Here is a 26,890-nt window from a genome sequence, read left to right as displayed (position 1 = left end):
TTCTTAGGAATCTGTACTGCTGTAGCCGTAGTTTTAACATTATTTGCGTTTTAATAAATTGAAACTTTAATCAGTGATGCTTTCTTTAACCCTATTATTAGTCTTCATCAATCGGGCTTTTATGGGCTGTTAATAGATAAACTAACAATCAACTTTCCTTGGGAACAACTATACAACAGCATCTTGGGATTCGTTTTCATTCGCCCCCTACTGTATACTATGACTACACATACTATACAGCTTAGGGGGCGTTTTTTTGCTGCAACGAATTATTATTACTGGCTATAGACCACATGAATTAGGCATTTTTAATGACAAGCACCCTGGCATTGCCATCATAAAAAAAGCACTCGAAAATCGCCTGCGTATATTGATTGATGAAGGTTTAGAATGGGTGATTATTAGTGGTCAGCAAGGTGTTGAAACATGGGGTGCCGAGGTTGTTCTTGCGTTAAAAAAAGAATTTCCTCATTTAAAATATTCAGTTATCACTCCTTTTTTAGAGCAGGAGAAAAATTGGCAGGAACATAAAAAAGAAAAATATCAAGCATTAGTAGCTCAAGCAGATTTTGTAACGAGTGTAACGAAAAAGCCATACGAGGCTCCGTGGCAATTTATCGAAAAAGACAAATTCATTATACAAAATACAGATGGTCTGCTACTAATTTATGATGAAGAAAATGAAGGTTCCCCGAAGTATATGAAACGTCTAGCAGAAAAATATATGGAAACACACGATTATACACTTTTAATGATTAATGCTTATGATTTACAAGTAGTAGCAGAAGAAATACAGCAACAAGATTGGTAGGGAAAATATTGATATAATTTTCTGATAATTATATACTTGAACTATATTAGTCATAGCCTTATGGATCAGCACAATAGCGTATGGGTGATCTCCGCTCCGACTGGGCGCTTTGTAGCTGTCGCTTTGCTTTCGCTACAGAAAACATTTGTTGCTGCCGCTACGTTAGCACTACACTTTCGCACAGAGCAAAGCTTCCTGGGGGCGTCCGATGAGCCGCTTATCCCAAGGAGTCGCCCAGTCTCCACTCCAATCAACTTATATAAAAATGGTATTTCTTTTTCACATCTACTTTTCTACCCTTTAGTGCTAATTTCTAAAAAGGAGTTGCTAACATTTGAGTAAAAAAATCGAAGTGGTTCTTGAGTCGTCGCCGGTGAATGTTTCTCATGATACGTACCGCAGAGAGTGCAGATATACACGAGGGATTCATATTGAAGAACAAGAGTTTAAAACAATTTTGGATGCAATGTGCCACGATTCCCGCTTGTATTTTGATTTCCATAATCCACGTAAGGAGATTAAAAAAGGAACATATTTAAATGGACATTCTGGGTTAGCGCATAATATTTATAATTACTATAAAACAAATCACAATATTGAACTGACCGAGCTTATAAACGGTAAAGATTTTTATGTAAAAATTATATAAAGTGATAAATTGATTTCATAAAATGGGTTGTTTCTTACATAACAACTCATTTTTTTATATTCAATAAAAAAGAACTACCCTCAAACGAGAGTAGCTCTGTCTATTTTAAAGGTCCGATACTTGAGCACCTAATTCTTTATTATTGTACACTTCAGTGTCCAATTCTTTTGTAATACGTGCTGTTGTCACACCTGCAGTCATTGAACCACTTACATTAAGAGCAGTACGACCCATGTCAATTAATGGCTCAACGGAGATTAATACACCCGCAAGTGCAATCGGTAAATTAAGTGCTGATAATACAAGAATTGCTGCGAATGTTGCACCACCACCGACACCAGCTACACCAAATGAGCTGACTGCTACAACTGCAATAACAGTAATGATAAACACCGGGTCAAGCGGATTAATCCCAACTGTCGGTGCAATCATAATCGCTAGCATTGCAGGATAAACACCAGCACAGCCATTTTGACCAATAGATAAACCAAATGAGCCCGAGAAGTTTGCAATACCCTCAGGTACACCAAGACGACCTGTTTGTGTTTTAATGTTCATTGGCAAAGCACCTGCACTTGAACGTGAAGTGAAGGCAAATAATAATGTTTCCGCAGATTTCTTTAAATACGTAAATGGATTTAAACCACTTAAAGTAAGAATTAATAAGTGTACTATTAACACGATAAATAACGCTACATAAGACGCAATAACAAATTTACCCAGATTATAGATTGCTCCGAAATCCGATGTTGCCACTGTACGTGCCATGATTGCTAAAATACCGTATGGTGTTAAACGTAAGACAATTGTTACAACGCCCATTACTAATGCATAGATGGCATCCAAGCCTTTTTTAATAGTAGCTGCAGTATCTCCATCCTTACGTGCTACACGTAAGTAAGCAAAACCTAAAAATGCTGAGAAAATTACAACAGCAATTGTTGATGTAGAACGAGCACCTGTTAAATCTAAGAATGGGTTTGCTGGGAACAACTCAATAATTTGCGTTGGTAAATCCGGTGCAGTTAAGCCAGAAGTTTTTTCCTCTAAATACGCTCCACGCTCTGCCTCTGCAGCACCATGTATAATATGTGAAGCATCTAAATGAAACACTGTTGCTGAAAAAATACCAACAGCAGCTGATACTGCAGTTGTACCGATTAAAATGGCTAAAATAAGAGCTGCCATTTTTCCGAAGTTTTTACCAACCTTCATTTTCGTAAAGGCTATTAAGATGGAAATAAAAATTAATGGCATCGCAACCATTTGTAGTAATTTAACATAGCCAGTACCGATAATATTGTACCAACTTGATGTCTTTGCTAAAACGTCAGAATCAATACCATATATTAAATGCAGTCCAAGACCAAGTACTATACCTAGGCCTAAACCAGTAAAAACACGAGTTGAAAACTTAACGTGCTTTTTATTCATAAAATATAAAATTCCAACGAACACGAGTAAAACGGCAACGTTAAGAATAATTTGTAATGTAGACAATGGAAAGCCTCCTAAGAAGTTTAATAATGTAAATCGAATTATATACCTATAATCCCTATAATTCAAGTATGTTTTATTTAGATTAATAATTTCCTAAAGTGAAAGTGGCTTATTTCTTTTGATTATGCCCTTAAAATTGAATTTAATAATTCAGCTCATCTCTGTTACCGAAAGCGTCCGTTAGAAAAAAAGACTGTGGGCAAGCTCAAATTATTACGAGCTTGCCCACAGTCTGACCTACTTCGTTTAATGAACGAGGTAAGTTTCTTTTTCATGGTCATTAATAAGGTAACAGCTTCCCGAAATTCTTTTACATTGTTTTTTCACACGTGTCACCGCATCAGACAATTGATCAACAGATTCAAATTGCTGATATTGATTAGTAATAACCGCAATGGATAGCGTAGTACAAGATAAAGGCTCTAGTTTACCAGCCCTATTTTGAACTTGTAAGTCTGTTAAATCCTCTTCATCATAAAAGCTTAAAATACATGCATCAAACTCATCAATAATCCTTTGACAGATTGGCGCAGCCTCATAATGCGGAAGAATTGCCACGAAATCATCTCCACCAATATGCCCTAAAAAATCTTCTGTACAAACTATATTTCTTTTTAAAACATCTGTTAAATATAGTAAAATTTTATCCCCTTTATTAAATCCATACGTATCATTGTAAGATTTAAAATGGTCTAAATCGAAATATATTAAACTATATTGTGGTAGCTGTAATGATTCCTCTAACTTTTCATCAATTAATTTATTGCCAGGAAGACTACTTAATGGATTTAAAAAATTTGCAATAGCTACTTGTGTATCTACGAGTTTTAACAGTAGCTCCCGAATACTGACTACACCATAATATAAATCATCCCTGGTTACAATCACATCATCATATAAGTCTTCTGGAGGTCTAGACATTGCTAACGTACTGACCTCTGTTATAGGTATATTACGATCTACCATTAAAGGATTCTCTTTAATAATAAGCTGATTATGCCTTCCCATAAATAAATTATAGCCATAGCGTGTACCAATTTTTTGATAGAAATGTGTACGTGTAATATGCCCAATTGGTTTGTCATCTCGAACAACAACCACACTACGTAATGACAGATTACTTGTAAAAAGTAAATCCACCTCTTGATTTTTCACAAATTCATCAATACAAGGAACTTTCTCTATGACTTCCCCTATCTTCATGGTCATCCATCCTTATTTTCCCCAAATGTAATTCCTTTGCGGGTTTCCCTATCGCATAACCTTGCGCATAGTGGATACCAATATTACGTAAATAATGAAGTTCTTCCTGTCGTTCTATACCCTCTGCAATAATTTTCGTCTCAGCCTGCTCTGCGTATCTCATCAGCAATGTAACAAGCTGCTGCTGCTCGCTATTTTTATCAATAAATTGTATTAAAGAACGATCTAGTTTAATAAATTCCGGCTTTAAGTAAATAAGCGTTTTCAAGCTATTGTAGCCTGAACCCACATCATCCACTGCAATTCGATAGCCCTGTGATCGATAGTGTGATAATACACGTTCAAACTCTACAAAATCTACCACTGCACTACGTTCAGTTAGTTCAAAGACTACCTGCTGTGGTTTTAGGCCAAGCTCCTTTAATAATTGCAAGGTTTCACCACTATGATAGTTCTTATCTAGTAAGACATTAGGATGTATATTTACAAATACTAAAAAATCTCTGTTTACCCACTCTCCGTGCAGTCGTTCCTTGAAACGCTGTAATGAAAGATTACGACAAAAGCATTCAAATAAAAATACGCAGTCTGTTTGCCCAACAAATTCATAAAACTGATCAACACTATTAAACAATTCTGAAGGCTCTGGACGATTCAGTGCCTCAAAACCAACCGTTTTTCTCGTCTGTAAATCGACGATAGGCTGAAAATAAGTATGTAAATTCTTGTTATTAATAATTTGCTTCAATGCTTTTAAACGTTTTATATAGAGAGTATTGTTTTGGTGCTGCCGATATAAATACTTGAAATAAGAAAATAAATTACTTGATTTTATGCTTTGTCTCTCAACAGACTCCATTCTCGCACCTCTTAAATCGGTTATTAGGATCTATTGTACGCTTTCATTGTAAATGTACTGTGAATTTCATGTAAAAACAGGTGTCTCTAGCACTAGATTCCCTTATAAAAATAATCTCTTTTGATCAGTTGATCGAGTGGTATAAATGCAGGTTGTGAAGAAGGTAGTTCAAGTGGAGATTCGTTGTTTTATCAGCGATTTTAACCAGTTTATCAGCGATTTTCGGTGCTTTATCAGCGATTTTGACCAGTTTATCAGCGATATTTGGAGCTTTATCAGCGATTTTGACTAGTTTATCAGCGATCCACCATGCTTTATCAGCGATTTCACTTTGCCCTATCAGCGATACTAATGTATTTTACTGACAAGTACTTTTATAATAAGTAATAGAAGATCAATCACAAGAAAGGTTGCTTGATATACCAATGAACGTAGAGAATTTTTTACAACTTCCTATTACGAAGGATTTTACAGTCGTTGCTGGTCGCAATGGTTTACATAAACCCGTTCAGAATGTTGAAATTCTTGACTTTGAATTTTCACCCGATATTCAAACTGTGCGAGAAACGATTTTCACACCGAATAGTGTTGTTTTAAGCAGTTTATTATTCGCAAAGCAAAAGCCAGAATATTTATGGAATGCTGTGAAAAGCCTTATTGAGCTAGGGGCAAGCGCTTTAGCTTATAAACCTGTTATCTTTGAGGATTTGCCTGAGGAAGTGTTAGCCTATGCAGATGAACAAAATTTCCCGATATTGCGATTTGGCGGAGATGAATTTTTTGAAAAGATTATTTTAGAAACGATGGCCTATGCAAAAACACAGGATTATTCATTCTTTTTAGAAACGATCATGCGACGTCTAATGGAGGAAGAAGTAACAGATGAACAAATAAAGTCTATTTTACAGCAAATCAATAAGCCCTTTGAAAAATATGTATTTGTTGCTAATATTCAAACGCAAGATCATGCAAATAGTCAATGGATGCAATCTCTTTTTCAATTAGAGCCTCTATTGAAATCTGGTATGATTTGTAGCTATAAAAAGAGCCTCTTTATTTTAATGACCCATCCATCACAGCAATTTCAATTTGAAAAACTTCTCAATGAATGGTTAACGATATATGCAATCTCAACTGATTCATTGACCTTTGGCTATAGTCGTTGTCACGTAACACAAACAGAATTCCCTATTGCTGTTCGTGAAGCGTTTTATGCACGTATCATGGCTGAAATTGAAACGGCTTCTATATGTCATTATGAGAACCTCGCTTCCGATTGGTTGTTAATTGAATTGCATCGTAAGGACGCTAAATTTGCTATGGACTATGTAAATAGCTATCTTGGTCCCCTACTTGAGGAAAAGGTTGATCCAGATTTAATGAAAACAGCAATCACCTATATCATAAAACAAGGAAATATTAAAGAAGTAGCCGTTGCTCATTACTGCCATCCAAACACAATCCGTTATCGTATGTCAAAAATACGTCAACTAGTAGCTCCTTTAGAAAATGATTATGTTTTTTATGAACGACTAGCAGCAGCCATTAAATTGTACTTATTACATAGCAAAATGAATGTCGAATGACAGCTTTGGAATAAGTACAAAAAAACGCCTGAATATTTAGAATTAAAATCAAATTATTTTCTTCCATCACATGTTATTCTATTGAAGTTAGGAGGAAGAATAATGAAACAATACATAGCTGATGGTATGCTGTTAGTCACTGCAATCGTTTGGGGTAGCGGATTTGTATTAACGGCTATCGCATTGGAATATTTAACAGCTTATCAAGTGATGGCAGGTAGATTTTTATTAGCTGCCATTATACTCACAATTTTATTTGGATACAGATTAAAAAAAGCTTCAAAATCAGTTATCTGGAAGGGTATTTTGTTAGGGACCATTTTGTATATTGCCTTCGCCCTTCAGACAGTAGGTTTACAATATACAACACCCTCTAAAAATGCATTTTTAACCGCTGTAAACGTCATTATTGTGCCATTAATCGCGTTTGCAGTTTACAAGCGCCGTATAGATGGCTATGAAATTATCGGTTCGATTATGGCAATTGTTGGAATCAGTTTTTTATCATTACAAGGCTCACTGACAATGAATATCGGAGATGCACTTTCCTTAGCATGTGCCGTCGCCTTTGCCTTTGATATTTTTTGTACCAATCTATTTGTCCAAAAGGAAGATGCCATTGCCCTTACGATTATTCAATTTATCACAGCAGCATTTTTAGGTGTCTTGGTCGTAGTCTGTCAAGGTGATATCCCAACTACTCTTGAAAAAGAAGCAATCTATTCAATCGTTTATTTAGCGATTTTTTCAACTACTCTTGCCTATCTTTTTCAAAATGTTGCGAATCAATATACGTCTGCTACAAAGGCAGCTATTATCCTGTCGACAGAATCATTCTTCGGCATGGTACTATCCGTTATATTCTTACATGAGGTATTAACGAGTCGTATGGTTGTTGGGGCAGTACTGATTTTACTCGCCATATTAATTGCCGAAGTAAAGCCTGCACATCCTAAAAAACGAATGATGAAGAGCTCTCGATAACGAATTTCAAAATAGTTTCAGTCCTACTGAAGCTATTTTTTTATTAAAAACGACTCGTCATGATACTTGTAGTAATCCCTGCTACCAAAATTGTAATAATAGAAAGCAATAATGTACTAGAAGATAAAAGCAATCCCCCTATGACGATGACGATTGAATCTATCATAAAAATGAGTATCCCAACATTAATTCCGGTTTTATCACTTAAAAATTGTGCAATCAAATCTGTACCACCAGTGCTTGTCTGAAATCTAAGCATCAAACCAACACCAAAACCCATAAGTACCCCTCCAAATATGGCGCTATAGATGGCATCTACCTGAATAAGATTCCGAACAGGCTTTAGTAAATCAATACTAAGAGAATAGGCGAATAATCCATGTATACTATTGTAAAAATACGCTCTGTATTTATACCAAGAGATGATAAAGATTGGAATGCTAATAATGATGATCATTAAACCTATTTTAAGCTTATATATATAGTGTAAAATAAGCGCTATCCCTACAACTCCCCCATCTAAAATTTGATAAGGAGTTAAGAATAGATTAATTCCTAATGATACCGCGGCACTCCCTATAAGAATGACCAAGCCTTTCGTAAAAAAATACATACAACACCCCTCCGGGACTTAACATGTTTTTATAGTATGAAAAAATTGATTTGAACATGTTATTGTTCACGTCTGTCGGTGTAATAGTAGTGATATTTTTTATCGAGCTTGGTCGCTAAATTTCTCTATAAATTGTGTGAATACAAAAAATGGATCATGGTGAGAACCCAAAAATGCCCTTTTGTATATAAACGGAAGGGCAATCTTAGGGAAAAATTATTTGTTTTTTGCCTTCATGCGATTCAGCAAAAATCCACCTTTAAATGATTTAGGCTCGTAAGAAATAATAAAAGCATTTGGTTCATAATGCTCCACAATTTGAAACAATTCTGTCTCTCGATTCCTCTTTGTTAATATTTCATATTTATAGCGATTACTATCTCTACCTTCCCCAATATAAATTGTCACTGCAAAGCCTTCATCACGAAGGAAATTCACGAGCTCTTCATTCTTACTTTGCGTATTGATTGTCGTATAGACATAGCCAATCGCTAGTTTACGTTCAATTTTGGCCCCTAGAAAAATACCTAAACCAAAACCAGCAGCATAAACAACCATCGCTAAAATACTTTGATCTCCATTAAAGACAAGAGAAAGGCCAAATACATACACTAACATTTCCAGCATCCCGAATATGGCAGCAAGGAACGTAATGTTCTTCACTAAAAATATTGTACGTAACGTTAAAAAAGGCACATAAATTAATTGAAGTAATACAATCAAAAATATATTTTGCATTTGTAAGAGACCTTTCAAAAAGTAGTTTTATATACTATAAATGTATGTCGAGACATCGACTTGCATTCTATTAAGATGCAACTATTTTCCAGATTCCCTTACAAATAGAATTTAAACATCTACTTTTCATAAAAAAATGCCACCTACTATAGTAGTAGATGACATTTTGTTTATATAGAAATCCTTTATGCTTCGGCCCAATCATGTTGAATAATATATTACGAATAATCGCAATGACAGAACCACAGGCGATACCGTTTGATGTTAGAAGAGATATACTTTCTAGGAGTTCCTTGAAAATACAGGAACAATTGATACGCCGACAGTGGTGGGTATTTAAAGGACACCTCCGAAAAGAAGTGCCCCCATTTTAAATGACTACCCTTTTAAATGGCTAACAATCCAAATTCATCGAACTTTCTTTTTTATTAGTTCGTCTATGTAATACTCTTTAAGCCAAACTTCCAATTTCATTCTTTCTTCTTGACACATATGCGACTTCATAGTTTCTTGTAGTTCTTCAAGAACTTCTTTAGCGGTTTTTAAATTCATTTATACCCAACCTTTCCATAAGGTTCATAATATTCCATAGACAATTGGATTACAATACCTAATTTTCCTGTTATATAGGGTAGTCTTATGAAATATATGAGACAACCCACCAACTAATGCTAGTGTTTTTTTAGGTTGGGATAACCTTATTTCTTAACAGGTCTCCTCAGCACTTTCTCCATACCGTCTTTTCCCCTAGTAAAATAGCCATTCGAATAGGATGTCTTCATAACTAACATTTCATCTTCTGTTAGGTCACGGTCTAAAGTATCCTTAATTTGATTCTTTTTTCACATCCATATCGACACCGAACCTTAAAGACATAGGTTAATTGAAAAAGGTCTCATTTGAAGTTTTGTAAAAATGCAGTATCATCATTAAAATCATATCTTATTAAATAGGCTTTTCTGCAAAAAAAAATGCCATCTACTATAAAAAGTAGATGACATTTTTTATTTTCAGAGATTCTTTAAGCTTCCCCATGCATCGGGTCTTCCTTATGCTTAGGCCCAATCATGTTGAATAAAATATTAAGGATAATCGCTGTAACAGAACCACAGACGATACCGTTAGATGTTAGAAGAGATACACTCTCTGGCAGCGATTCGAAAATTCCAGGAACAACCGATACACCTACACCAAGGCTGACTGCAATTGCAGCAATCATGGCGTTCTCTGCTGACTCATTCATAACAGGTACTAGCATGCCCATACCTTGAGTTATTACCATACCGAACATCGCAAGCATTGCCGCACCTAGTACTGGTGTTGGAATAATCGTTGTTAATGCTGCGATTTTTGGTAAGAAACCAAGTGCTACTAGTAATCCACCTGTGATGTAAATGACTTTACGGTCTTTTACGCCCGACATACGTGTAAGTCCCACGTTTTGTGAGAATGTTGTATATGGGAAAGCGTTGAAAATACCGCCGATAACAGAGGCAAGACCTTCTGAACGGTACCCACGTGATAAATCTTTTGAATCTAGTTTTTTCTTACAAATATCACTTAGTGCAAAATAAACTCCTGTTGATTCTACTAAAGAAACCATTCCTACGAGCGTCATTGTAATAATCGCAGATGCATTAAATGTTGGCATCCCGAAGTAAAATGGCTGAACCATGTGTAATACTGCAGCATCTGAAACAGGGCTAAAATCAACCTTCCCCATAAATACTCCTAGGGTTGTCCCCGTAACTAATCCGATTAAAATAGAAATTGCACGGATGAAGCCTGTAGAGAAACGATAAACTACTAAAATAATAACGAGTGTAATAAACGCTAAAGCTACATTCGAGCCAGATGCAAAATCTTTTGCACCTAGTCCACCCGCCATATTGTTTAAAGCTACTGGTAATAAAGAGATACCAATAATCGACACAACCGAGCCTGTAACAACTGGTGGGAAGAATTTTACTAACTTACCGAAAAAGCCTGCAATAATCATAATGATTATACCTGATGCAATAATAGATCCATAAATATCTGTAATACCTTGTTCAGGGTTAGTACCGATTGCAATAATTGGACTAACTGCTGTAAATGTACAGCCTAGTACTACCGGCAAACCGATACCGATAAATTTACCTGAATACACTTGTAAAAGCGTTGCGATCCCACACATCATAATGTCAATCGCTACTAAATACGTCATTTGTGTTGAATCAAAGCCAATTGCCCCACCGATAATCAGTGGCACTAAAATGGCTCCTGCATACATCGCAAGTAAATGTTGAATAGCTAGAGTCGTCGATTTAACGGTATTCATTACGCATTAGCCTCCGCAGCAAATGTTACTTTGCCGTCCTCTAGAGAGTCTACAATTGCTAATGATTCCACGCGAACTCCTTGCTGGCGTAATAATTTCCCACCGTCTTGGAAGCCTTTTTCAATAACAATACCTACACCCACAACATTTGCACCAGCTTGTGCTGCGATATCAAGTAAACCTTTGACCGCTTCCCCATTAGCTAAGAAATCGTCAACAATTAGAATGTTATCATCTTCATTTAAGAAACTACGTGATACTGAAATATCATTTGTTTCATTTTTTGTGAAAGAATGTACTTTTGAAGAATAAAGATTATCTGATAGTGTTAATGATTTACGTTTACGTGCAAACACTACAGGGGCACCGATTTCAAGACCTAGCATCACAGATGGTGCGATACCTGAAGATTCGATCGTTAAAATTTTTGTAATGACTTGATCAGAGAATCGATTTGCAAACTCATGACCAATTTCCTTCATAAGCATTGGGTCAATTTGATGATTTAAAAATGAATCTACTTTTAATACAGATGAAGATAAAACTTTACCCTCTTGTGTAATTTTGTCGTGTAATAACTTCATTTCCTTGATAGCCTTCTTTCTTATAGTAATAACTCTTTATGAGCAACTTACATTCCGTTACAGGCGAGCGCCAGAAGCAATGCAAGTAATAAAAAACGCTGAATACTTTGATTCCAATCATCTACGAGTGGAGCAAAGCATTCAGCGTAAAAACGTCGAAACGAATAGAAAACACCTCATATGAGGTCTCCTAAAACATTGCTACCCATAGTCGATTCATTTACGGTAAATCGGTAGAAACTCGCGAGCCATATTCTCGCTATTATATGAGTGAAATAGTATAAAACTGTAAAAACTTCTTATTTTTATCACGCCTTGGCGTCATTTCCAAAAATAGCACTTCATTCGGTATGTGCTTATATCTCACACTGACTAAAGTCTGTTTTTTCGGAATTTACTATCATTTTAGTGAATTTTAATTGTAAACGTTCGTGTTTTACAATCAACGTACTGATTATATCAGACTATTTTCGAGCTTGCTAGTCATTATTTTAATAAATGGAAGGGCACTGTCATAATGACGACATTTTTGTGAAATAACAGCGATGCGCGAATTAATAGACTCGATTGATTGTGTAACATATGATGCCATCCTTTTTTCGGTAAAAACTGTGGGATGATCACTGTTACTTGATGGCCAGTTTTCGTACATTGATGTTCAACCTTATCAATAAATTTCATCAACGGTTGTGTAATGCTCCGATATGGCGAATAGTATGTTACAAGTCTTATATCTGGCTGCCAAGCTTTCCATTTCTCCTCAAACACTTTTGCTTCCGTTTGATCGAAAGCTACATAAAAGGCAATAATTTTATCAACGTTTAATGACTGCGCGTAATGCAATGTGTTTTCGACTACTTTCGTAATACCCGCGACAGGGACAATGAAGACATTACCCTCAACATTCGGTAATTTCTCATTATCTAATCTTAGTTGTTGACCAACTGTTTTGTAATGCTGCTTAATACGGTGAAATGTCCAAATAATAATTGGTAAAAAGATAAACACTGGCCATACTTGAGGTAATTTTGTCACAAAAAACATCATAGCTACAATAAATGAAATGACCGCTCCAATAGTATTAATTACAAATTTAGCAACCCAACCTTTTGGCTTTTCACGCAACCATTTTCGCATCATTCCAACTTGCGCTAAAGTAAACGGAATAAACACACCAACTGCATATAGTGGAATCAAATGCTCTGTTGTTCCACCAAATAAAAAGATTAAAACAATGGCAGCTAAACCAAGCATCAAAATGCCATTTGAATAACCAAGTCTATCCCCACGAACTTGGAATATTCTTGGGATAAAACCATCCTTCGATAAATTAACAGCTAGTAAAGGAAATGCTGAATAACCTGTATTCGCAGCAAGTACTAATATCATCGCTGTTGTTCCTTGCACTATATAATAAAAGAGATTACGACCTACACTTGCCTCCGCAATTTGTGAAACAACCGTTTCTTTCGAATTTGGAGCAACTCCATAAAAATATGCTAGGCTCACAATACCAATAAATAGCACTGCTAAAATACCACCCATAGCCAATAATGTTTTAGAAGCATTTTTGGGGGCTGGATCTCTAAAGTTAGGAATAGCATTTGAAATTGCTTCAACACCAGTCAAAGCTGAGCTTCCTGATGCAAATGCTTTTAATAATATAAATAAACTAATACCTGCAACCGGTGTACCAACCTTTGGATGCAACTCAGCAGGAACTTGCCCTGTTACTATGTTATAAGCCCCTACCCCGATTAATATCAGCATCACGATCACAAACAAATAAACTGGATACGCTAAAATGGATGCAGATTCTGTTACACCACGTAGGTTTAAAAGCGTTAAACATATAACAAAAAACACAGCGATTATCACATTATAGGGATGCAGACTTGGAAATGCCGAAGTAATGGCATCTGTTCCAGCCGATACACTTACCGCAACTGTTAAAATATAATCGACAAGCAACGATCCACCTGCGACTAGCCCCGCATTGACACCTAAATTTTCCCGAGAAACTACGTATGCTCCACCACCATGTGGATACGCATAAATAACCTGACGATACGAGAAAATAAGTGCCGTCAGTAATACAACTACCCCAGCAGCAATCGGTAGAGAATACCAAAAAGCAACAGTACTTACTGTCATGAGTACAATTAAAATTTGCTCAGGTCCATACGCTACTGATGACAAAGCATCGGACGATAGTATGGCAAGTGCTTTAGTTTTACTAAGCTTTTGTTCCCCCAATGCATCAGATCTCAATGGTTTACCTATAATAAAACGTTTTAATGAGGATTTCATTTACTACACCTTCTAGTTTCATAGAATGTGTTTCACATTTCTAAATCGATTACACTATAGCATAATTGGTTTTTGTGCCGTTCACCGGGGCTTTGTTTCATTAAATGAAGATAAAAAAATCTACAAGCCATCACTAAATAAGACTTGTAGACGCTCATTCGTCTGCCAAGCTCCACTTTTCTGCTCTTAACGCTTACGAGGTTAGCTGTCGGATTCGGGCCTGAGTAGCCCTACCCCTCAATAAATGAAGAGATTCACCCCAAGGATTATGTGTAATCCGTAAAAATTGGGTCCCCCGCGTCTAATTGCTTCAGCGATTTAGAAATTTGAAACTTTTATAATGATGTCATATTACGCCTGTAATTAAAAAAAGTAAAGATGAAGAAAACGGTTACAAAAAATTTTTTTCACTTGATTTTTTGAATATTTTTATGATGGCTCACTGCCTTAACGTGATGTTGATCTCCGTTCTGATCGAGCGCTTTCTCTGGAAGCCGTTTCACTTGCGATACAGGGTCTCATCTGTGACGCTGATTTCCAAGGTTCACTCAGCCCCACTTCAATTAATTTATATACTTGGCAAATGTCGCAACTTTGGTGATGAATCTTTATTTTTTAAGGAATAATGTTTTAATATGGGTAGGAAATATATGAATACCCGAATTGGAAATCAAAAAAAGCCACCTTATAAGTATATTCCTGCTTTTAAAATAGCTAAGTACATTAATCCTTGATCATTTTCAAAGAATCGAATTTTTTGCTATGATGCTTCAATACATTATGATACATAAACAAAATCAACGTTCATTAATGACAATTGATTTACTGTACTAAAAACATTTCGAATTAAGAAAAAAAATCGAGTAAACTTCTTCACATTTTCTTATTCTAGCTATAAAATAGGAATATATCATTTTCCTTTAGGAAACTTTATTTCACCTGCGATACTCTTTGAAATGAGGGAACAACATGGTTTACAAACGAATGACAAAACCGTCGGCTGAGGCGGTTTTAAATGGAGATATAAAGGGCTGGCGACGAATCTTACCGTTTCTTGGCCCAGCCTTCATCGCAGCAGTTGCCTATATTGATCCAGGCAACTTCGCAACAAATATTACAGCAGGTTCACAATATGGATATTTACTACTTTGGGTAATCGCCTTTTCCAATTTAATGGCGGTGTTAATTCAATCCTTATCGGCAAAGCTTGGTATTGCTACTGGTAAAAATTTACCCGAAGTAGCACGTGAACATTTTTCTAAAAAAACTTCTATTTTTTTATGGATTCAGGCTGAATTGGTCATTATCGCAACAGATCTTGCAGAATTTATCGGTGCTGCACTTGGACTGTACTTGTTATTCAATATTCCAATGTTGCCTGCAGCGCTTATTACAGCGGTCGGCTCATTTGCTATTCTAGAATTACAGCGTAGAGGCTTTAGAGCATTTGAGGCAGGTATTTCTGGCATGGTGCTTATTGTCGTATTAGCGTTTGCATTCCAAACATTTTTAGCACAACCAAATTGGGGTGAAGTAACGATAGGCATGTTCACACCACGCTTTGACGGAGTAGATTCTATTTTACTGGCAACAGGTATTTTAGGAGCAACCGTTATGCCACACGCCATTTACTTGCATTCTTCATTAACCCAAAGTCGTGTAGTTGGCCGAAATGATGCTGAAAAAAAACGTATATTCCGTTTTGAGTTTATTGATATTATTATCGCTATGATTGTCGCAGGCGCTATCAATATGAGTATGCTTGTTATTGCTGCAGCAGTTTTCCATACACAAGGCGTAGTAGTTGAAGATTTAGATATCGCTTATAACGGATTAAAAGCGGCGCTTGGTCCGATGGCGGCGGTATCCTTTGGTCTTGGCCTTCTCATTGCAGGTCTTGCTAGCTCTTCAGTTGGTACACTTGCAGGTGACGTTGTGATGCAAGGCTTTATTAGAAGAAAAATTCCGCTTTATTTACGTCGAGCTATTACAATGTTACCTCCTCTGATCATCATTGCATCCGGCGTTAATGCGACCTATGCGCTTGTCCTAAGCCAAGTTATTTTATCGTTTGGTATTGCATTTGCTCTTGTACCGCTTGTTATGTTTACAAGTAAGCGTGACATCATGGGAGACCTAGTCAACCATCGTATAACAACTATCTTAGGATGGATTGTCGTGGTGATTGTAGTTACTTTAAATCTTTATTTATTATGGCAAACGGTATTTGGTTAAAAAAATGCCAGACACAAAAACCTTAATTTGGTTTTGTGTCTGGCATTTAAGTTTTTAAAGCTCTTCCGACTGGATGCTTTCCAGAGAGCGTTTAGTCTGTGATGAGCTAATTTTTTATCCTTATATATCTATCTTCTCAATGTTTCTAAATGATAAATAGGCCACGCTTATACCGATAATAGCTAAAGTGATTGGTATGATAATAATATCATACAAGGTGAAGTTACCTGTATTTGATGATACGGCCGCTACAATTAAAATAGATGATATAATTGTTGCCGGAATGGAGTATTTTCTCATACCAAAATACAATGGTATTAATGCGATGCATGATGCTGCAACTGCATTCATTATAACAACTGGAATTCGTTGTATTATTAGAGAGCTCGTTAATGTATCTGAAACCAATTGGAAATTCTCACTAACAGCACAAAAAATCGCTGTTACAAAAGCAGTTGATATAATAATTGCACTAAAGGTGAAAAGAACAACAATGGCTAACTTTGAAGCAATTAATTTTTTCCTATTTATCGGATACATAAAAGCTACAGTGATCGTTTTATATTTGAATTCACCAATAATAAGCTTGGCGATTAACGCACTAGCAAAAATAATAAACACTGCTCTTACAGCTGAATCAATAATGCCTAATGCCATCTGATAATTGTCAAAGGTTAGGTCCCCTTCTATTTTAGTAATAAATAAAAGCATAAACATAATACCTAATATCACAAAATTTGCGAAAATAGCTCGTTTTATATATGAACCAATATGATATTTTTTCATTTCTAGACGCATTAAATTAAGCACTAGCTACACCTCCATTGATTAACTTCAAGAAATAATCCTCTAATGAGCTTGTTTTTTTGCTAATGCCCTCAATTTCAATATCATGCTCAATCAATGTTTTAGATAGCACCTTTTGTGAAGCTGTCGATTCATAAATTCGAATACAATTGTCATCCATTAGTTTGAAATTAGTAATATTTAATTTACTTTCTATAATAAAGGCAGCCTTTTTCCCATCATTGACAACCACTTCAATATAATCTGCTTGACTACGATTGACATCTTCCATTGTTACTTCCTTAATTAATCTTCCATCTTTAATAACCCCAACTGTATCTGCCAATTGTTCAATTTCACCCAAAATATGACTAGAGATAATAATCGTAATTCCATACTCTTTACAAAGCATCTTGAATAGTTCTCGAAGCTCTTTAATGCCAACTGGATCTAGTCCATTTATCGGCTCGTCTAAAATAAGTAATTCCGGCTTAGTAATAATTGCACGTGCAATACCCAACCGTTGTTTCATCCCTAGAGAAAAGTCTTTTACACGTTTCTTCTCAGTGTTTGTTAGTTTCACTAGATCTAGGGCATGGGCAATCTCTTTCTTGTCATAATAGCCCATATATTCACAATGTAATTCTAACGTTTCCTTTGCTGTTAAATCTTCATAGAAAATTGGATATTCAATAATCGTTCCCATTCTTTTCAGCACGTCGTATGAGCGGTCCATTAATTTTTCACCAAATATTTCGACATCTCCACTCGTTGGCTTCGTAAGGTTTGTTAGCATTTTCATGACTGTCGTTTTACCGGCACCATTAGGACCTAAAAAACCGTAAATCTCTCCTTTTTTCACATGCATAGTCACAGCAGAAACAACTTCTTTTCCCTCAAATACCTTTGTAAGCTGATTTGTTTTCACAATATATGTCATGTAGATCTCTCCCTTTAATTTAGCTACCTTTATTATAAAAAACGAAACTCTCTAATTTATTACTTGATTCTTACAAATTTCTTAAGGGCAGAAGAAAAGCCTGTAAAGCCATAAAATTTGCTCTACAAGCATGACTGCTCAGTATGTTATTCGTTTTAAAGAAACTGAAAAAATGGTCTTCTCATATGGGATACTGGAAAGCTGGATGGAACCCTCCATTAATTCTACAAGGCGTTTTGTAATAGTTAAGCCAAGGCCACTCCCTTGAAAGGATTTATTTCTGGAATCCTCAAGCGTATACATTCTTTCAAAAACATTATCAATATGATATTCGTCAATCCCCTTACCACGATCCCAGACATCAATAAAAATATTAGTATCATCATTTCTTACTGTGAGGCCAATGATGTTTCCCGCTGCCCCATAGGCAACAGCATTTGACAGTAAATTATTCAGAACCCTATCTAACGCTTCTTCATTGCCAAGTGCATACACGGACATCTCTGGTATTGCTATATCGATTTCTAGTCCCATAGACGTGACCATATCGTAAAATGATAAAATATTTTTGCGGCAAATTTCATTAACATTAATTTTCGTCATTGGATAATCTGTATCTCCTGCCTCCAATTTTGCCAGGTCAAAAAATGTATGGATTATTTTTAATACTTCCAATGATTTCGAATGAACGCCCTTGAGCAACCGGCGCTGCTCCTCTTCACTAAGTGATTGCTTCAGCTGTAGCATTTCCGTATAACCTAGTACAACTGTTAAAGGTGTTTTAAGATCATGTGAAATATTGGCCAACATTTTTTTCATAGAGCTTTCCATTTTCCGATGTGTCGCCGATACTCTTTGATTGTGATCTAACAACGCATTCATCGCAATAAGTAGTTGCTGTAATTCTTGATTTGCTGTCGGCACTAAAATCTTTTCGCTCGATTGTTCGTTAATGATTGCTTGCAGTTTTTGATGCATGTATTGAACGGAAGCGTTTTGTTGTTTTTTAACTCTCACCTGAAAAATAATAATGCCTACAAGTAACACAATCATCAGTAATAGAAATATAATCATCTGTTTATCCTTCAAATTTATAGCCGATTCCCCAAAGTGTTTTAATATATAGAGGATTGGATGGATCGTCTTCAATTTTTTCGCGTAATCTTCTTATATGTACATTAATAATATTTTCATCCCCATAGTAAGCATCATTCCAAATCAATTGGTAAATTTGTTGCTTTGTAAAAACTCGATTACGGTTTGTCACGAATAATTTTAAGATAGCAAATTCCTTTGATGTGAGCTTTACTTGCTGTCCATTCTTCTCAGCTGAAAAATTAACAAGGTCGATCGATAAGTTGTCTATCTCTACTATATCTTTCTTCTCCTCTACTTGACTGGAGTATTTCGTAGCTCTTCGAATTGCGGCTTTGACACGTGCTGAAAATTCCAGCATCGAGAATGGCTTGGCGATATAATCATCTGCGCCTAAACCTAATCCTAACGCTTTATCAACATCACTATCCTTGGCTGACATAATGATTATTGGAAGTGATGCTTGCTCTCGTATAATCTTTAAAACTTCTAATCCATTAAGCTTCGGTATCATAATATCCAAGATCACTAAATCAAAGGGATTGTTTAAACAATTTTGTAATGCCTCTTCTCCATTTACCGCAGAGGTGACAAGGAATCCCTCCATCGTTAAATAGTTTTCCACCATTTCACGAATGGCTTCGTCATCTTCTACTAGTAATATATTGTTTTGCACTTTCATGCACCTCTTCCTAATATAAAGCAGTCTATATATGACTTGGTCATTACTATGATCATCACCACAAAGAGGGGTTGATTTCCGTTCCAGCTGGACGCTTTTATCGCTGCCGCTTCGCTTTAGCACAGAGCAAAGCTTCCTGGGGAGCGTCCAGCCTCCACTCCAATCTACTTATATACATGGTATACGTTTCAACAAATGTCCTACCCAAAATTTGATGATGTGTTATTTATCTATCAGTTTACCATATTAAGGTTGTGCTCCAAAAGTGGGGGACGATTCGAGAAACTAAAGTCCCCTTTTTATTCTCTCCAGTAATTTTATCTGAAGACCCTAAAATACAGAATTTGTAACCCCCTGTATCAATTGGTCTATTTTAGTGATAATCAAAATTAAATTAGCAAGGGCTGGAGAAATGACTTTTAGAAGGAATTACGGTTTTTTTCTATTACATTTTGTATTATAGGGTTGTTATTGTTTTATGCTAGTTTATTAAGTAAGAACGGTATTTTTGGGATTTACTTTTATGTAGGTGCTCTACTCTGGATAATGAGTATTTTTTGGGGGATATCCGGAATTAAATCAAAACAACCAGGTATTTCTAAATTTTTAGGATTACTCATCATTTTGCTTATTCTTATACTCTACGGATCGCTGATTGCTATTATGGGGATACGAGGTTTTGGAGCTTAAAGCTTGGAACGTTCACCTATAGTGTTTTGATGATACGTCTGGGTTACAAATTCATCAATATTTTTTAACTTAAAAAAATTGTCCTGCGAGCATTTTCTATGGCTCACAGGACAGTTTAATTTTTTTATTGTTCTACTTTTAAATCACATTGCTCTAATGGAAGCATTTTTGTTTTATGCTTGATTTTATAGCCAAACCATAACAGTAAGAACAGTGGAATACCGATATATGAGACAAGAACTCCGTACCAATCTACTTTATCACCCATAAAGGCACTGTAGTTTTGTCCAATAACAACAATCATACAAACCGTAAAGGCGAATAGCGGACCGAATGGAAATAGCTTTGCTCTATACGGTAACAATTTCGGATCTAAGCCCTGTGCCTCGAACGCTCGACGGAAACGGTAATGACTAAATGCAATTCCTAGCCAGGCAATGAAGCCAGACATCCCAGAGGCATTTAGAAGCCACATATAGACCACACCATCACCAAAGAATGAAGCTAAAAATGCTAGGCAGCCTACAGCTAAAGTTGCCAATAATGCGTAAATCGGAATACCTCGACGGCTTAGTTTTGTGAAAAATTTCGGTGCATGTCCATCTACCGCTAATTGCCAAAGCATACGTGACGATGCGTAAAGCCCTGAATTCCCTGCTGACAGCATTGCCGTTAGAATGATAGCATTCATCAATGATGCAGCGAAGGCAATTCCTAAACGATCGAACACCAGTGTAAATGGCGAAACAGCGATATCTTCAGATAGCAAACGTGCGTCTGTAAATGGAATCAGCATCCCAATTGCACCAATCGCTAAAATATAGAATAAAAGAATTCTCCAGAAAACAGACTTAACAGCTTTCGGAATATTTTTACCAGGGTCATCCGTTTCACCTGCTGTTATTCCAAGTAGCTCCGTCCCTTGGAACGAGAATCCTGCAGCTAAGAAAATACCAAATGTAGCAAGGAAGCCACCGTGGAATGGTCCATCACTAATAAAGAAATTCGTAAAGCCTACAGGAGCTTGACCTCCTAAAATACCGAAAATCATTAAGAAACTGATGATAATAAAAACGATTACAGTTACAACCTTTATCATTGCAAACCAATATTCACTTTCACCATAGCTTTTTACCGATAATAGATTAAACGTTAAAACTACAGCGATAAATATAACAGTCCAAAGTGCAGATGAGCTATCTGGGAACCAATATTTCATAATTAATGAGACAGCTGAAATTTCCGCTGCAATTGTAATTGCCCAGTTGTACCAGTAGTTCCAACCAAGTGCAAAGCCTAGAGCTGGGTCTACAAATTTTGTAGCATACGTACTAAATGAACCCGATGATGGCATATAGGCTGCCATTTCGCCTAAACTCGTCATTAAAAAATACACCATGATACCGATTAATGCATAGGCGAGTAATGCACCGCCTGGGCCTGCTTGTGCAATGGCACCACCACTAGCTAAGAACAATCCTGTACCGATTGTACCGCCTAATGAAATCATTGTAATATGGCGGCTTTTTAATTCTTTTTTCAGCTTTGGCGCTTTATGGCCGAGCTGATTGACTTTTATCTCACTCACAATATAGCTTCCTTCCTTTTTTAAGAGGCAAAAAAATGCCATCACATGAACGTTGCTGTGATGGCTAAGTAAATCCTCTGTTCTTTCAAAATGATAGCGCAACACGTTGTCCAAACGTGACAGTTCTGTTCCTTTCGGAGACAGCCCCAGCATGAGGTTTTCAAGTCCCCTCACACTTCGGCAGTATTTCCTTTCAACTAATATCTCTAATGCTTGTCATTTCCATTAGTATACTCTTAAATACCGCGACCTCTACCTCAATACAAACATGAGGCATATAAATATTAAATTTATGATGGGTTCTATTTTAACATATGACCTATGACATTTCAATAACACGATTAATATTCCGTATTTTATGAATTTTCAACTATTTTTAACGTTGTGATAAAGTGGTATAGTGGTTCAATCATAATTGTTCTAACAGGGGGGATTTATTTGACTACTCATGAACATACCGATACTTATCCTAGCAGGAAAATTAACTGGAAAGGTACAACCTTATTACTAGTTATCGGCGTAATTTGCATTGCCTCGACACTACGTATGCCGCTAACAGTTGTTGGCCCTATTATTTCCTTTATCCGTGAAGATCTCGGCATATCCAATATACTAGCTGGCTTTCTAACAACAATCCCATTACTAGCATTTGCAATCATTTCACCATTCGCACCAAATGTTGCACGTAAATTTGGGCTAGAATTAACATTATTTTTATCAACTATTCTTTTAGCGTTAGGGATTGTACTACGTTCCCTTGGCACAACTAGTTTGCTCGTATTTGGTACTGCGCTAATTGGTATAGCCATTTCATTCGGTAACGTACTAATTCCCGGATTAATTAAATTGAAGTTTCCCTATCACGTAGGTTTGCTTATGGCATTTTTCACAATGTCGATGAATTTGACAGCTGGACTCGGTGCTGGCATTAGTTATCCTGTTGCCAATTCATCACTTGGTTGGCAAGGTGCACTGGCAATCGCACTTGTTCTTGTAGTGTTAACCATCTTAATTTGGATTCCACAGTTGAAATTTAATAAGCCTGAACCGACTGTTAAGACTACGAAAGAACGTACACCATTATGGAAATCACCTGTTACTTGGGCAGTGACAGGGGCTATGGGATTACAGTCATTATTATTTTATACAACTGCCGCTTGGATTCCTGAAATATATATGGCACAAGGATTAGCTGCAGATCGTGCAGGCTGGATGTTTTCCATCATGCAATTTTCACAAGTCCCAATGGCTTTAGCTGTGCCTATTATCGCTAGTAAAATGACATCTCAACGACCTCTCGTATTAATGTTTACGGCATTTTACTTAATTGGATTTATCGGAGTAGTTATGGAATGGACAAGCCTCGCTATACAGTGGATGGTGCTACTAGGCTTAGCCGGAGGAGCTTCATTCTCATTAGCAATGATGTTCTTTACATTACGTACCCGTACAGCTTTTGAGGCAGCTGATTTATCAGGGTTTGCACAATCACTAGGATATTTATTTGCCGCAATTGGTCCAATTTTATTTGGTTATTTACATGATTTATTCGGCGGCTGGCATATCACTGGTTGGTTATTTGTTGTAGTAGTATTGATACTCTTCTTATGTTCATTTAGGGCTTCTAAAAATGAATATGTGAATTAAAAAAAGCAGCTCATGTTAAAGTGAGCTGCCTTTCTCTATTAATAAGATGGTTTTTGATAAAAATAGTTGGGTGTATTGTAAACATTAACATAAGGCTTATGGTAAATATGAGTTGTAGCTGGTGAAAGAGGCGGAATCAACCACGTCCAATTGCCTGTAACCTCACGATCTGCTGCTGCTTCTGTTTCCTCAAACAATTTAAATTGCTGTGCAGCTGTATGATGATCTACAATGCTGACACCGTCTTCTTTAAAGGAATGTAGAACTGCAATATTCAGCTCAACTAATGCCCGGTCACGCCATAGAGAAGCCTGTTTAGTTGTATCAAGGTTGAATATCTCTGCTATAGCGGGCAGCATATTATAACGCTCATGATCTGCTAAATTACGTGCTCCGATTTCTGTACCCATATACCAACCATTGAATGGGGCTGCCTCAAAATCGATACCTGCCATTTGGAAGCGCATGCTCGAAATTATCGGCACTGCATACCATTTCAATCCTAGCTTCTCGACTTGAGAAGATTCTGGATGACGAATCGGTACCTCGAGTACATATCCGTCAGGGATTGTAAACACTTGTGGCTCCCCTCCATCCACCTGTACAACAAGCGGAAGCACATCAAAAGCGGTTCTTTCACCTTGCCAGCCAAGTGACTCACATACTTTTGTAAATTCAACAGAATGCGGATCACCAACGACTCCAGACTCCGTGTCATAGCCAGCATAACGGATTAGCTGATGATTCCAGATACGAACTCGACCTGGTGCAAAAACCGTTATCGTTGGACGAATTTTCCCACCATTTGTTGCATATTGAATATGTTCAAGCAAAGCGTTGAAAATATCCTCTTCATTCAAAATATCGCGGGCATCTACAACATGCAGTGATTGCCAAAACAAGCGGCCAATGCACTTATTACTATTGCGCCAAGCCACTCGTGCACCAAAGATTAATTCTTCCGTTGTCGGTATATATTCTCCTGCTGTTTTAATTTGCTGTAATTTATTTTCTAGCCATGTTTTCGACTCATTTTGTTCTACTTGATAAAGTTCTAAAAACTGCTGTACTTCATGTAAATTCATATCGAATTCCTCCATCTACCCTCATATTAGAGGAATAGAACTATAATCACCACGAAAAAATCTGCTAGAAAACATACATATTTTATATATGAAATACTTTGTTCAATATTTCATATTATTTCTTATATTTTTTTCAAACTAAAATTATTTATGGATTAGGAATAAGGTCTTAGTCCCCCATTAGAATTGCCATTATAAAAAATGTGATACATTGGTTCTATATTTTATTGGGAATTTCACTTAGAAAGAGGAGACCCAAAAGGCGCCGCCGCCAGTAGTATTTACAGTAAAGTTTGCCCCATTAATCCCTTTCACAACGGCATTTTTGAACTAGTTGGCATTAAAAAAGCATGTTGCACAATGTGCAACATGCTTGATGACCCGTACGGGATTCGAACCCGTGTTACCGCCGTGAAAGGGCGGTGTCTTAACCACTTGACCAACGGGCCATGGCTCCGAAGGCAGGACTCGAACCTGCGACAACCTGATTAACAGTCAGGTGCTACTACCAACTGAGCTACTTCGGAATAATGGTGGGCCTAAATGGACTCGAACCATCGACCTCACGCTTATCAGGCGTGCGCTCTAACCAGCTGAGCTATAGGCCCATTATTTTTTGGAGCGGGTGATGAGAATCGAACTCACGACATCAGCTTGGAAGGCTGAGGTTTTACCATTAAACTACACCCGCATATGGTGGGTCAGGACGGAATCGAACCGCCGACACTTAGAGCTTCAATCTAATGCTCTACCAACTGAGCTACTGACCCGGAAAAATGGAGGAGGTAGAGGGATTCGAACCCCCGCGCGGTGTTACCCGCCTGTCGGTTTTCAAGACCGATCCCTTCAGCCAGACTTGGGTATACCTCCGGAAATTATATAAATGGTGGAGCCTAGCGGGATCGAACCGCTGACCTCCTGCGTGCAAGGCAGGCGCTCTCCCAGCTGAGCTAAGGCCCCAACAATCAGGAAAGATGGTCGGAATGACAGGATTCGAACCTACGACCCCTTGGTCCCAAACCAAGTGCTCTACCAAGCTGAGCTACATTCCGATACTATTAGGCTTTTTTGGCGCGCCCGACAGGAGTCGAACCCATAACCTTCTGATCCGTAGTCAGACGCTCTATCCAATTGAGCTACGGGCGCATAATTTTTGTAAAAACTTGATGAGCCATGAAGGACTCGAACCTTCGACCCTCTGATTAAAAGTCAGATGCTCTACCAACTGAGCTAATGGCTCGTATTAAAAAATGAATGGCTGGGGTACTAGGATTCGAACCTAGGCATGACGGAATCAAAATCCGTTGCCTTACCGCTTGGCTATACCCCAATTATTAAAATGGGGCGACTGATGGGAATCGAACCCACGAATGCCGGAACCACAATCCGGTGCGTTAACCACTTCGCCACAATCGCCACTATATGTAATCATAGTAGTGTTGATAACGAGTACCTCGAAACCTGGCAGGGGCAGTAGGAATCGAACCCACACCAAAGGTTTTGGAGACCTCTATTCTACCGTTGAACTATGCCCCTAAAAATGGTGGAGGGGGACGGATTCGAACCGCCGAACCCTAAGGAGCGGATTTACAGTCCGCCGCGTTTAGCCTCTTCGCTACCCCTCCAAGGGATGGTGCCGGCGATAGGAGTCGAACCCACGACCTACTGATTACAAGTCAGTTGCTCTACCAACTGAGCTACACCGGCAAAAAAAAAATGGCGGTCCCGACCGGGATCGAACCGGCGATCTCCTGCGTGACAGGCAGGCATGTTAACCGCTACACCACGGGACCATAATGGTGGAGGATGACGGGCTCGAACCGCCGACCCCCTGCTTGTAAGGCAGGTGCTCTCCCAGCTGAGCTAATCCTCCACATGGTAAATAAGCGAAGCGACGTCCTACTCTCACAGGGGGAAGCCCCCAACTACCATCGGCGCTAAAGAGCTTAACTTCCGTGTTCGGTATGGGAACGGGTGTGACCTCT

General features: G+C 37.4%; 20 protein-coding genes, 17 tRNA genes, 1 rRNA gene and 3 riboswitches. Of the genes, 6 read left to right on the top strand and 32 right to left on the bottom strand.

Translation table 11 applies throughout. The annotated features are described in order from the left end of the window. Positions 1 to 256: 256 nt before the first annotated feature. A complete protein-coding gene (locus ACQKMV_RS19000) occupies positions 257 to 811 on the top strand; it encodes an SLOG family protein (protein WP_427505826.1) in 555 nt (184 codons plus the stop codon). A 334-nt stretch (positions 812 to 1,145) separates the two neighbouring features. Continuing rightward, entirely contained in the window at positions 1,146 to 1,460 is a 315-nt protein-coding gene (locus ACQKMV_RS18995; RefSeq protein ID WP_427505824.1) for a hypothetical protein, read from the top strand. Positions 1,461 to 1,565: 105 nt separating this feature from the next. Here the strand turns inward: ACQKMV_RS18995 and ACQKMV_RS18990 are convergent, their stop codons facing one another. The 3 genes from ACQKMV_RS18990 to ACQKMV_RS18980 all read right to left on the bottom strand — a co-directional run bounded on the left by ACQKMV_RS18990 (position 1,566) and on the right by ACQKMV_RS18980 (position 5,022). Then, a complete protein-coding gene (locus ACQKMV_RS18990) occupies positions 1,566 to 2,960 on the bottom strand; it encodes an L-cystine transporter (RefSeq protein WP_427505822.1) in 1,395 nt (464 codons plus the stop codon). 246 nt (positions 2,961 to 3,206) lie between these two features. Continuing rightward, a complete protein-coding gene (locus ACQKMV_RS18985; RefSeq protein WP_427505821.1) occupies positions 3,207 to 4,163 on the bottom strand; it encodes a GGDEF domain-containing protein in 957 nt (318 codons plus the stop codon). Continuing rightward, positions 4,123 to 5,022 (bottom strand): EAL domain-containing protein, encoded by a 900-nt coding sequence (locus ACQKMV_RS18980; protein ID WP_427505819.1) that lies wholly within the window; start codon positions 5,020 to 5,022, stop codon positions 4,123 to 4,125. Before ACQKMV_RS18980 ends, ACQKMV_RS18985 begins: the two co-directional genes overlap by 41 nt. 425 nt (positions 5,023 to 5,447) lie before the next feature. Between ACQKMV_RS18980 and ACQKMV_RS18975 the strand changes: the two genes are divergently transcribed. Together ACQKMV_RS18975 and ACQKMV_RS18970 are read left to right on the top strand one after the other, a co-directional pair. After that, positions 5,448 to 6,608 (top strand): PucR family transcriptional regulator, encoded by a 1,161-nt coding sequence (locus ACQKMV_RS18975; protein ID WP_427505818.1) that lies wholly within the window; start codon positions 5,448 to 5,450, stop codon positions 6,606 to 6,608. A gap of 102 nt (positions 6,609 to 6,710) precedes the next feature. Then, positions 6,711 to 7,592, top strand: coding sequence for a DMT family transporter (locus ACQKMV_RS18970; protein ID WP_427505816.1), 882 nt, complete (start codon positions 6,711 to 6,713; stop codon positions 7,590 to 7,592). A 43-nt stretch (positions 7,593 to 7,635) separates the two neighbouring features. Here ACQKMV_RS18970 and ACQKMV_RS18965 read toward each other — a convergent pair whose 3' ends face one another. The 5 genes from ACQKMV_RS18965 to ACQKMV_RS18945 all read right to left on the bottom strand — a co-directional run bounded on the left by ACQKMV_RS18965 (position 7,636) and on the right by ACQKMV_RS18945 (position 14,157). Further along, entirely contained in the window at positions 7,636 to 8,205 is a 570-nt protein-coding gene (locus ACQKMV_RS18965; protein ID WP_427505815.1) for a YitT family protein, read from the bottom strand. Positions 8,206 to 8,421: 216 nt separating this feature from the next. After that, positions 8,422 to 8,943: a DUF2179 domain-containing protein gene (locus ACQKMV_RS18960; protein WP_427505813.1), complete on the bottom strand. Its 522-nt coding sequence runs from the start codon at positions 8,941 to 8,943 to the stop codon at positions 8,422 to 8,424. A 1,021-nt stretch (positions 8,944 to 9,964) separates the two neighbouring features. Further along, a complete protein-coding gene (locus ACQKMV_RS18955; protein ID WP_427505811.1) occupies positions 9,965 to 11,263 on the bottom strand; it encodes a nucleobase:cation symporter-2 family protein in 1,299 nt (432 codons plus the stop codon). Continuing rightward, on the bottom strand, positions 11,263 to 11,847 hold the full coding sequence (locus tag ACQKMV_RS18950; RefSeq protein WP_427505810.1) for a xanthine phosphoribosyltransferase: 585 nt from the start codon (positions 11,845 to 11,847) through the stop codon (positions 11,263 to 11,265). The genes ACQKMV_RS18955 and ACQKMV_RS18950 overlap by 1 nt, the downstream gene beginning before the upstream one ends. Positions 11,848 to 12,035: 188 nt before the next feature. Next, positions 12,036 to 12,137, bottom strand: a riboswitch (purine riboswitch). A gap of 196 nt (positions 12,138 to 12,333) precedes the next feature. Next, positions 12,334 to 14,157 carry an APC family permease gene (locus ACQKMV_RS18945; RefSeq protein ID WP_427505808.1) on the bottom strand — a complete coding sequence of 608 codons (1,824 nt, stop codon included), beginning with the start codon at positions 14,155 to 14,157 and terminating at the stop codon, positions 12,334 to 12,336. A 176-nt stretch (positions 14,158 to 14,333) separates the two neighbouring features. After that, positions 14,334 to 14,483, bottom strand: a riboswitch (cyclic di-AMP (ydaO/yuaA leader). Positions 14,484 to 15,126: 643 nt separating this feature from the next. On the opposite strand from ACQKMV_RS18945, the gene ACQKMV_RS18940 reads away from it, so the two are divergent. Then, the gene (locus tag ACQKMV_RS18940) at positions 15,127 to 16,392 is read left to right on the top strand and encodes an Nramp family divalent metal transporter (protein WP_427505807.1); all 1,266 of its coding nucleotides are present in this window, start codon (positions 15,127 to 15,129) and stop codon (positions 16,390 to 16,392) included. A 120-nt stretch (positions 16,393 to 16,512) separates the two neighbouring features. Here the strand turns inward: ACQKMV_RS18940 and ACQKMV_RS18935 are convergent, their stop codons facing one another. The 5 genes from ACQKMV_RS18935 to ACQKMV_RS18915 all read right to left on the bottom strand — a co-directional run bounded on the left by ACQKMV_RS18935 (position 16,513) and on the right by ACQKMV_RS18915 (position 22,173). Beyond that, positions 16,513 to 17,202, bottom strand: coding sequence for an ABC transporter permease (locus ACQKMV_RS18935; RefSeq protein ID WP_427505805.1), 690 nt, complete (start codon positions 17,200 to 17,202; stop codon positions 16,513 to 16,515). Continuing rightward, positions 17,195 to 18,118, bottom strand: coding sequence for an ABC transporter ATP-binding protein (locus ACQKMV_RS18930; RefSeq protein WP_427505804.1), 924 nt, complete (start codon positions 18,116 to 18,118; stop codon positions 17,195 to 17,197). The genes ACQKMV_RS18935 and ACQKMV_RS18930 overlap by 8 nt, the downstream gene beginning before the upstream one ends. A gap of 138 nt (positions 18,119 to 18,256) precedes the next feature. Beyond that, positions 18,257 to 19,192: a sensor histidine kinase gene (locus ACQKMV_RS18925; protein ID WP_427505803.1), complete on the bottom strand. Its 936-nt coding sequence runs from the start codon at positions 19,190 to 19,192 to the stop codon at positions 18,257 to 18,259. Between the two features lie 4 nt (positions 19,193 to 19,196). After that, positions 19,197 to 19,889, bottom strand: a complete 693-nt coding sequence (locus ACQKMV_RS18920) for a response regulator transcription factor (protein WP_049667330.1) — start codon at positions 19,887 to 19,889, stop codon at positions 19,197 to 19,199. Between the two features lie 820 nt (positions 19,890 to 20,709). Further along, positions 20,710 to 22,173: an amino acid permease gene (locus ACQKMV_RS18915; protein WP_427505801.1), complete on the bottom strand. Its 1,464-nt coding sequence runs from the start codon at positions 22,171 to 22,173 to the stop codon at positions 20,710 to 20,712. A gap of 86 nt (positions 22,174 to 22,259) precedes the next feature. Then, positions 22,260 to 22,436: riboswitch (Lysine riboswitch) on the bottom strand. 175 nt (positions 22,437 to 22,611) lie between these two features. Here ACQKMV_RS18915 and ACQKMV_RS18910 point away from each other — a divergent pair. Then, on the top strand, positions 22,612 to 23,820 hold the full coding sequence (locus tag ACQKMV_RS18910; RefSeq protein WP_427505800.1) for a CynX/NimT family MFS transporter: 1,209 nt from the start codon (positions 22,612 to 22,614) through the stop codon (positions 23,818 to 23,820). Between the two features lie 38 nt (positions 23,821 to 23,858). On the opposite strand, the gene ACQKMV_RS18905 is transcribed toward ACQKMV_RS18910, so the two are convergent. The 19 genes from ACQKMV_RS18905 to rrf all read right to left on the bottom strand — a co-directional run. Continuing rightward, positions 23,859 to 24,905 (bottom strand): nitric oxide synthase oxygenase, encoded by a 1,047-nt coding sequence (locus tag ACQKMV_RS18905; protein WP_427505798.1) that lies wholly within the window; start codon positions 24,903 to 24,905, stop codon positions 23,859 to 23,861. A gap of 377 nt (positions 24,906 to 25,282) precedes the next feature. Then, a tRNA-Glu gene (locus ACQKMV_RS18900) sits at positions 25,283 to 25,354 on the bottom strand. A 1-nt stretch (position 25,355) separates the two neighbouring features. Beyond that, positions 25,356 to 25,432: transfer RNA gene (locus ACQKMV_RS18895), tRNA-Asn, on the bottom strand. Positions 25,433 to 25,436: 4 nt separating this feature from the next. Further along, positions 25,437 to 25,513, bottom strand: a tRNA-Ile gene (locus tag ACQKMV_RS18890). 9 nt (positions 25,514 to 25,522) lie between these two features. Next, positions 25,523 to 25,596 (bottom strand) — tRNA-Gly (locus ACQKMV_RS18885). A 3-nt stretch (positions 25,597 to 25,599) separates the two neighbouring features. Then, a tRNA-Phe gene (locus ACQKMV_RS18880) sits at positions 25,600 to 25,675 on the bottom strand. Positions 25,676 to 25,682: 7 nt separating this feature from the next. Further along, positions 25,683 to 25,775, bottom strand: a tRNA-Ser gene (locus tag ACQKMV_RS18875). Positions 25,776 to 25,789: 14 nt separating this feature from the next. Further along, positions 25,790 to 25,865 (bottom strand) — tRNA-Ala (locus ACQKMV_RS18870). A gap of 15 nt (positions 25,866 to 25,880) precedes the next feature. Next, positions 25,881 to 25,957, bottom strand: a tRNA-Pro gene (locus ACQKMV_RS18865). Positions 25,958 to 25,974: 17 nt separating this feature from the next. Beyond that, positions 25,975 to 26,051 (bottom strand) — tRNA-Arg (locus ACQKMV_RS18860). A gap of 21 nt (positions 26,052 to 26,072) precedes the next feature. Continuing rightward, positions 26,073 to 26,145 (bottom strand) — tRNA-Lys (locus tag ACQKMV_RS18855). Between the two features lie 15 nt (positions 26,146 to 26,160). After that, positions 26,161 to 26,235, bottom strand: a tRNA-Gln gene (locus ACQKMV_RS18850). A gap of 10 nt (positions 26,236 to 26,245) precedes the next feature. Further along, positions 26,246 to 26,321: transfer RNA gene (locus tag ACQKMV_RS18845), tRNA-His, on the bottom strand. Between the two features lie 46 nt (positions 26,322 to 26,367). Further along, a tRNA-Trp gene (locus tag ACQKMV_RS18840) sits at positions 26,368 to 26,441 on the bottom strand. 5 nt (positions 26,442 to 26,446) lie between these two features. Then, positions 26,447 to 26,530: transfer RNA gene (locus tag ACQKMV_RS18835), tRNA-Tyr, on the bottom strand. A gap of 6 nt (positions 26,531 to 26,536) precedes the next feature. After that, positions 26,537 to 26,612 (bottom strand) — tRNA-Thr (locus tag ACQKMV_RS18830). 10 nt (positions 26,613 to 26,622) lie between these two features. Further along, positions 26,623 to 26,698 (bottom strand) — tRNA-Asp (locus ACQKMV_RS18825). 4 nt (positions 26,699 to 26,702) lie between these two features. Further along, positions 26,703 to 26,778 (bottom strand) — tRNA-Val (locus ACQKMV_RS18820). 13 nt (positions 26,779 to 26,791) lie between these two features. Continuing rightward, positions 26,792 to 26,890, bottom strand: a 5S ribosomal RNA gene (rrf, locus tag ACQKMV_RS18815); the annotation flags it as partial.

The sequence above is a fragment of the Lysinibacillus sp. NPDC094403 genome, from assembly GCF_050278745.1.
In the GTDB taxonomy this organism is placed as follows: Bacteria; Bacillota; Bacilli; order Bacillales_A; family Planococcaceae; genus Lysinibacillus.
The sequence above is the reverse complement of the archived record's forward strand: the minus strand, read 5'-3'. Positions and strand labels throughout refer to the sequence as shown.

Bases quoted from the DNA above. Each gene is read 5' to 3' on its own strand.
- ACQKMV_RS18985 (WP_427505821.1), bottom strand. From the start codon at position 4,163: ATGAAGATAGGGGAAGTCATAGAGAAAGTTCCTTGTATTGATGAATTT.
- ACQKMV_RS18980 (WP_427505819.1), bottom strand. From the start codon at position 5,022: ATGGAGTCTGTTGAGAGACAAAGCATAAAATCAAGTAATTTATTTTCT.
- ACQKMV_RS18975 (WP_427505818.1), top strand. From the start codon at position 5,448: ATGAACGTAGAGAATTTTTTACAACTTCCTATTACGAAGGATTTTACA.
- ACQKMV_RS18970 (WP_427505816.1), top strand. From the start codon at position 6,711: ATGAAACAATACATAGCTGATGGTATGCTGTTAGTCACTGCAATCGTT.
- ACQKMV_RS18965 (WP_427505815.1), bottom strand. From the start codon at position 8,205: ATGTATTTTTTTACGAAAGGCTTGGTCATTCTTATAGGGAGTGCCGCG.
- ACQKMV_RS18960 (WP_427505813.1), bottom strand. From the start codon at position 8,943: ATGCAAAATATATTTTTGATTGTATTACTTCAATTAATTTATGTGCCT.
- ACQKMV_RS18955 (WP_427505811.1), bottom strand. From the start codon at position 11,263: ATGAATACCGTTAAATCGACGACTCTAGCTATTCAACATTTACTTGCG.
- ACQKMV_RS18950 (WP_427505810.1), bottom strand. From the start codon at position 11,847: ATGAAGTTATTACACGACAAAATTACACAAGAGGGTAAAGTTTTATCT.
- ACQKMV_RS18945 (WP_427505808.1), bottom strand. From the start codon at position 14,157: ATGAAATCCTCATTAAAACGTTTTATTATAGGTAAACCATTGAGATCT.
- ACQKMV_RS18940 (WP_427505807.1), top strand. From the start codon at position 15,127: ATGGTTTACAAACGAATGACAAAACCGTCGGCTGAGGCGGTTTTAAAT.
- ACQKMV_RS18930 (WP_427505804.1), bottom strand. From the start codon at position 18,118: ATGACATATATTGTGAAAACAAATCAGCTTACAAAGGTATTTGAGGGA.
- ACQKMV_RS18925 (WP_427505803.1), bottom strand. From the start codon at position 19,192: ATGATTATATTTCTATTACTGATGATTGTGTTACTTGTAGGCATTATT.
- ACQKMV_RS18905 (WP_427505798.1), bottom strand. From the start codon at position 24,905: ATGAATTTACATGAAGTACAGCAGTTTTTAGAACTTTATCAAGTAGAA.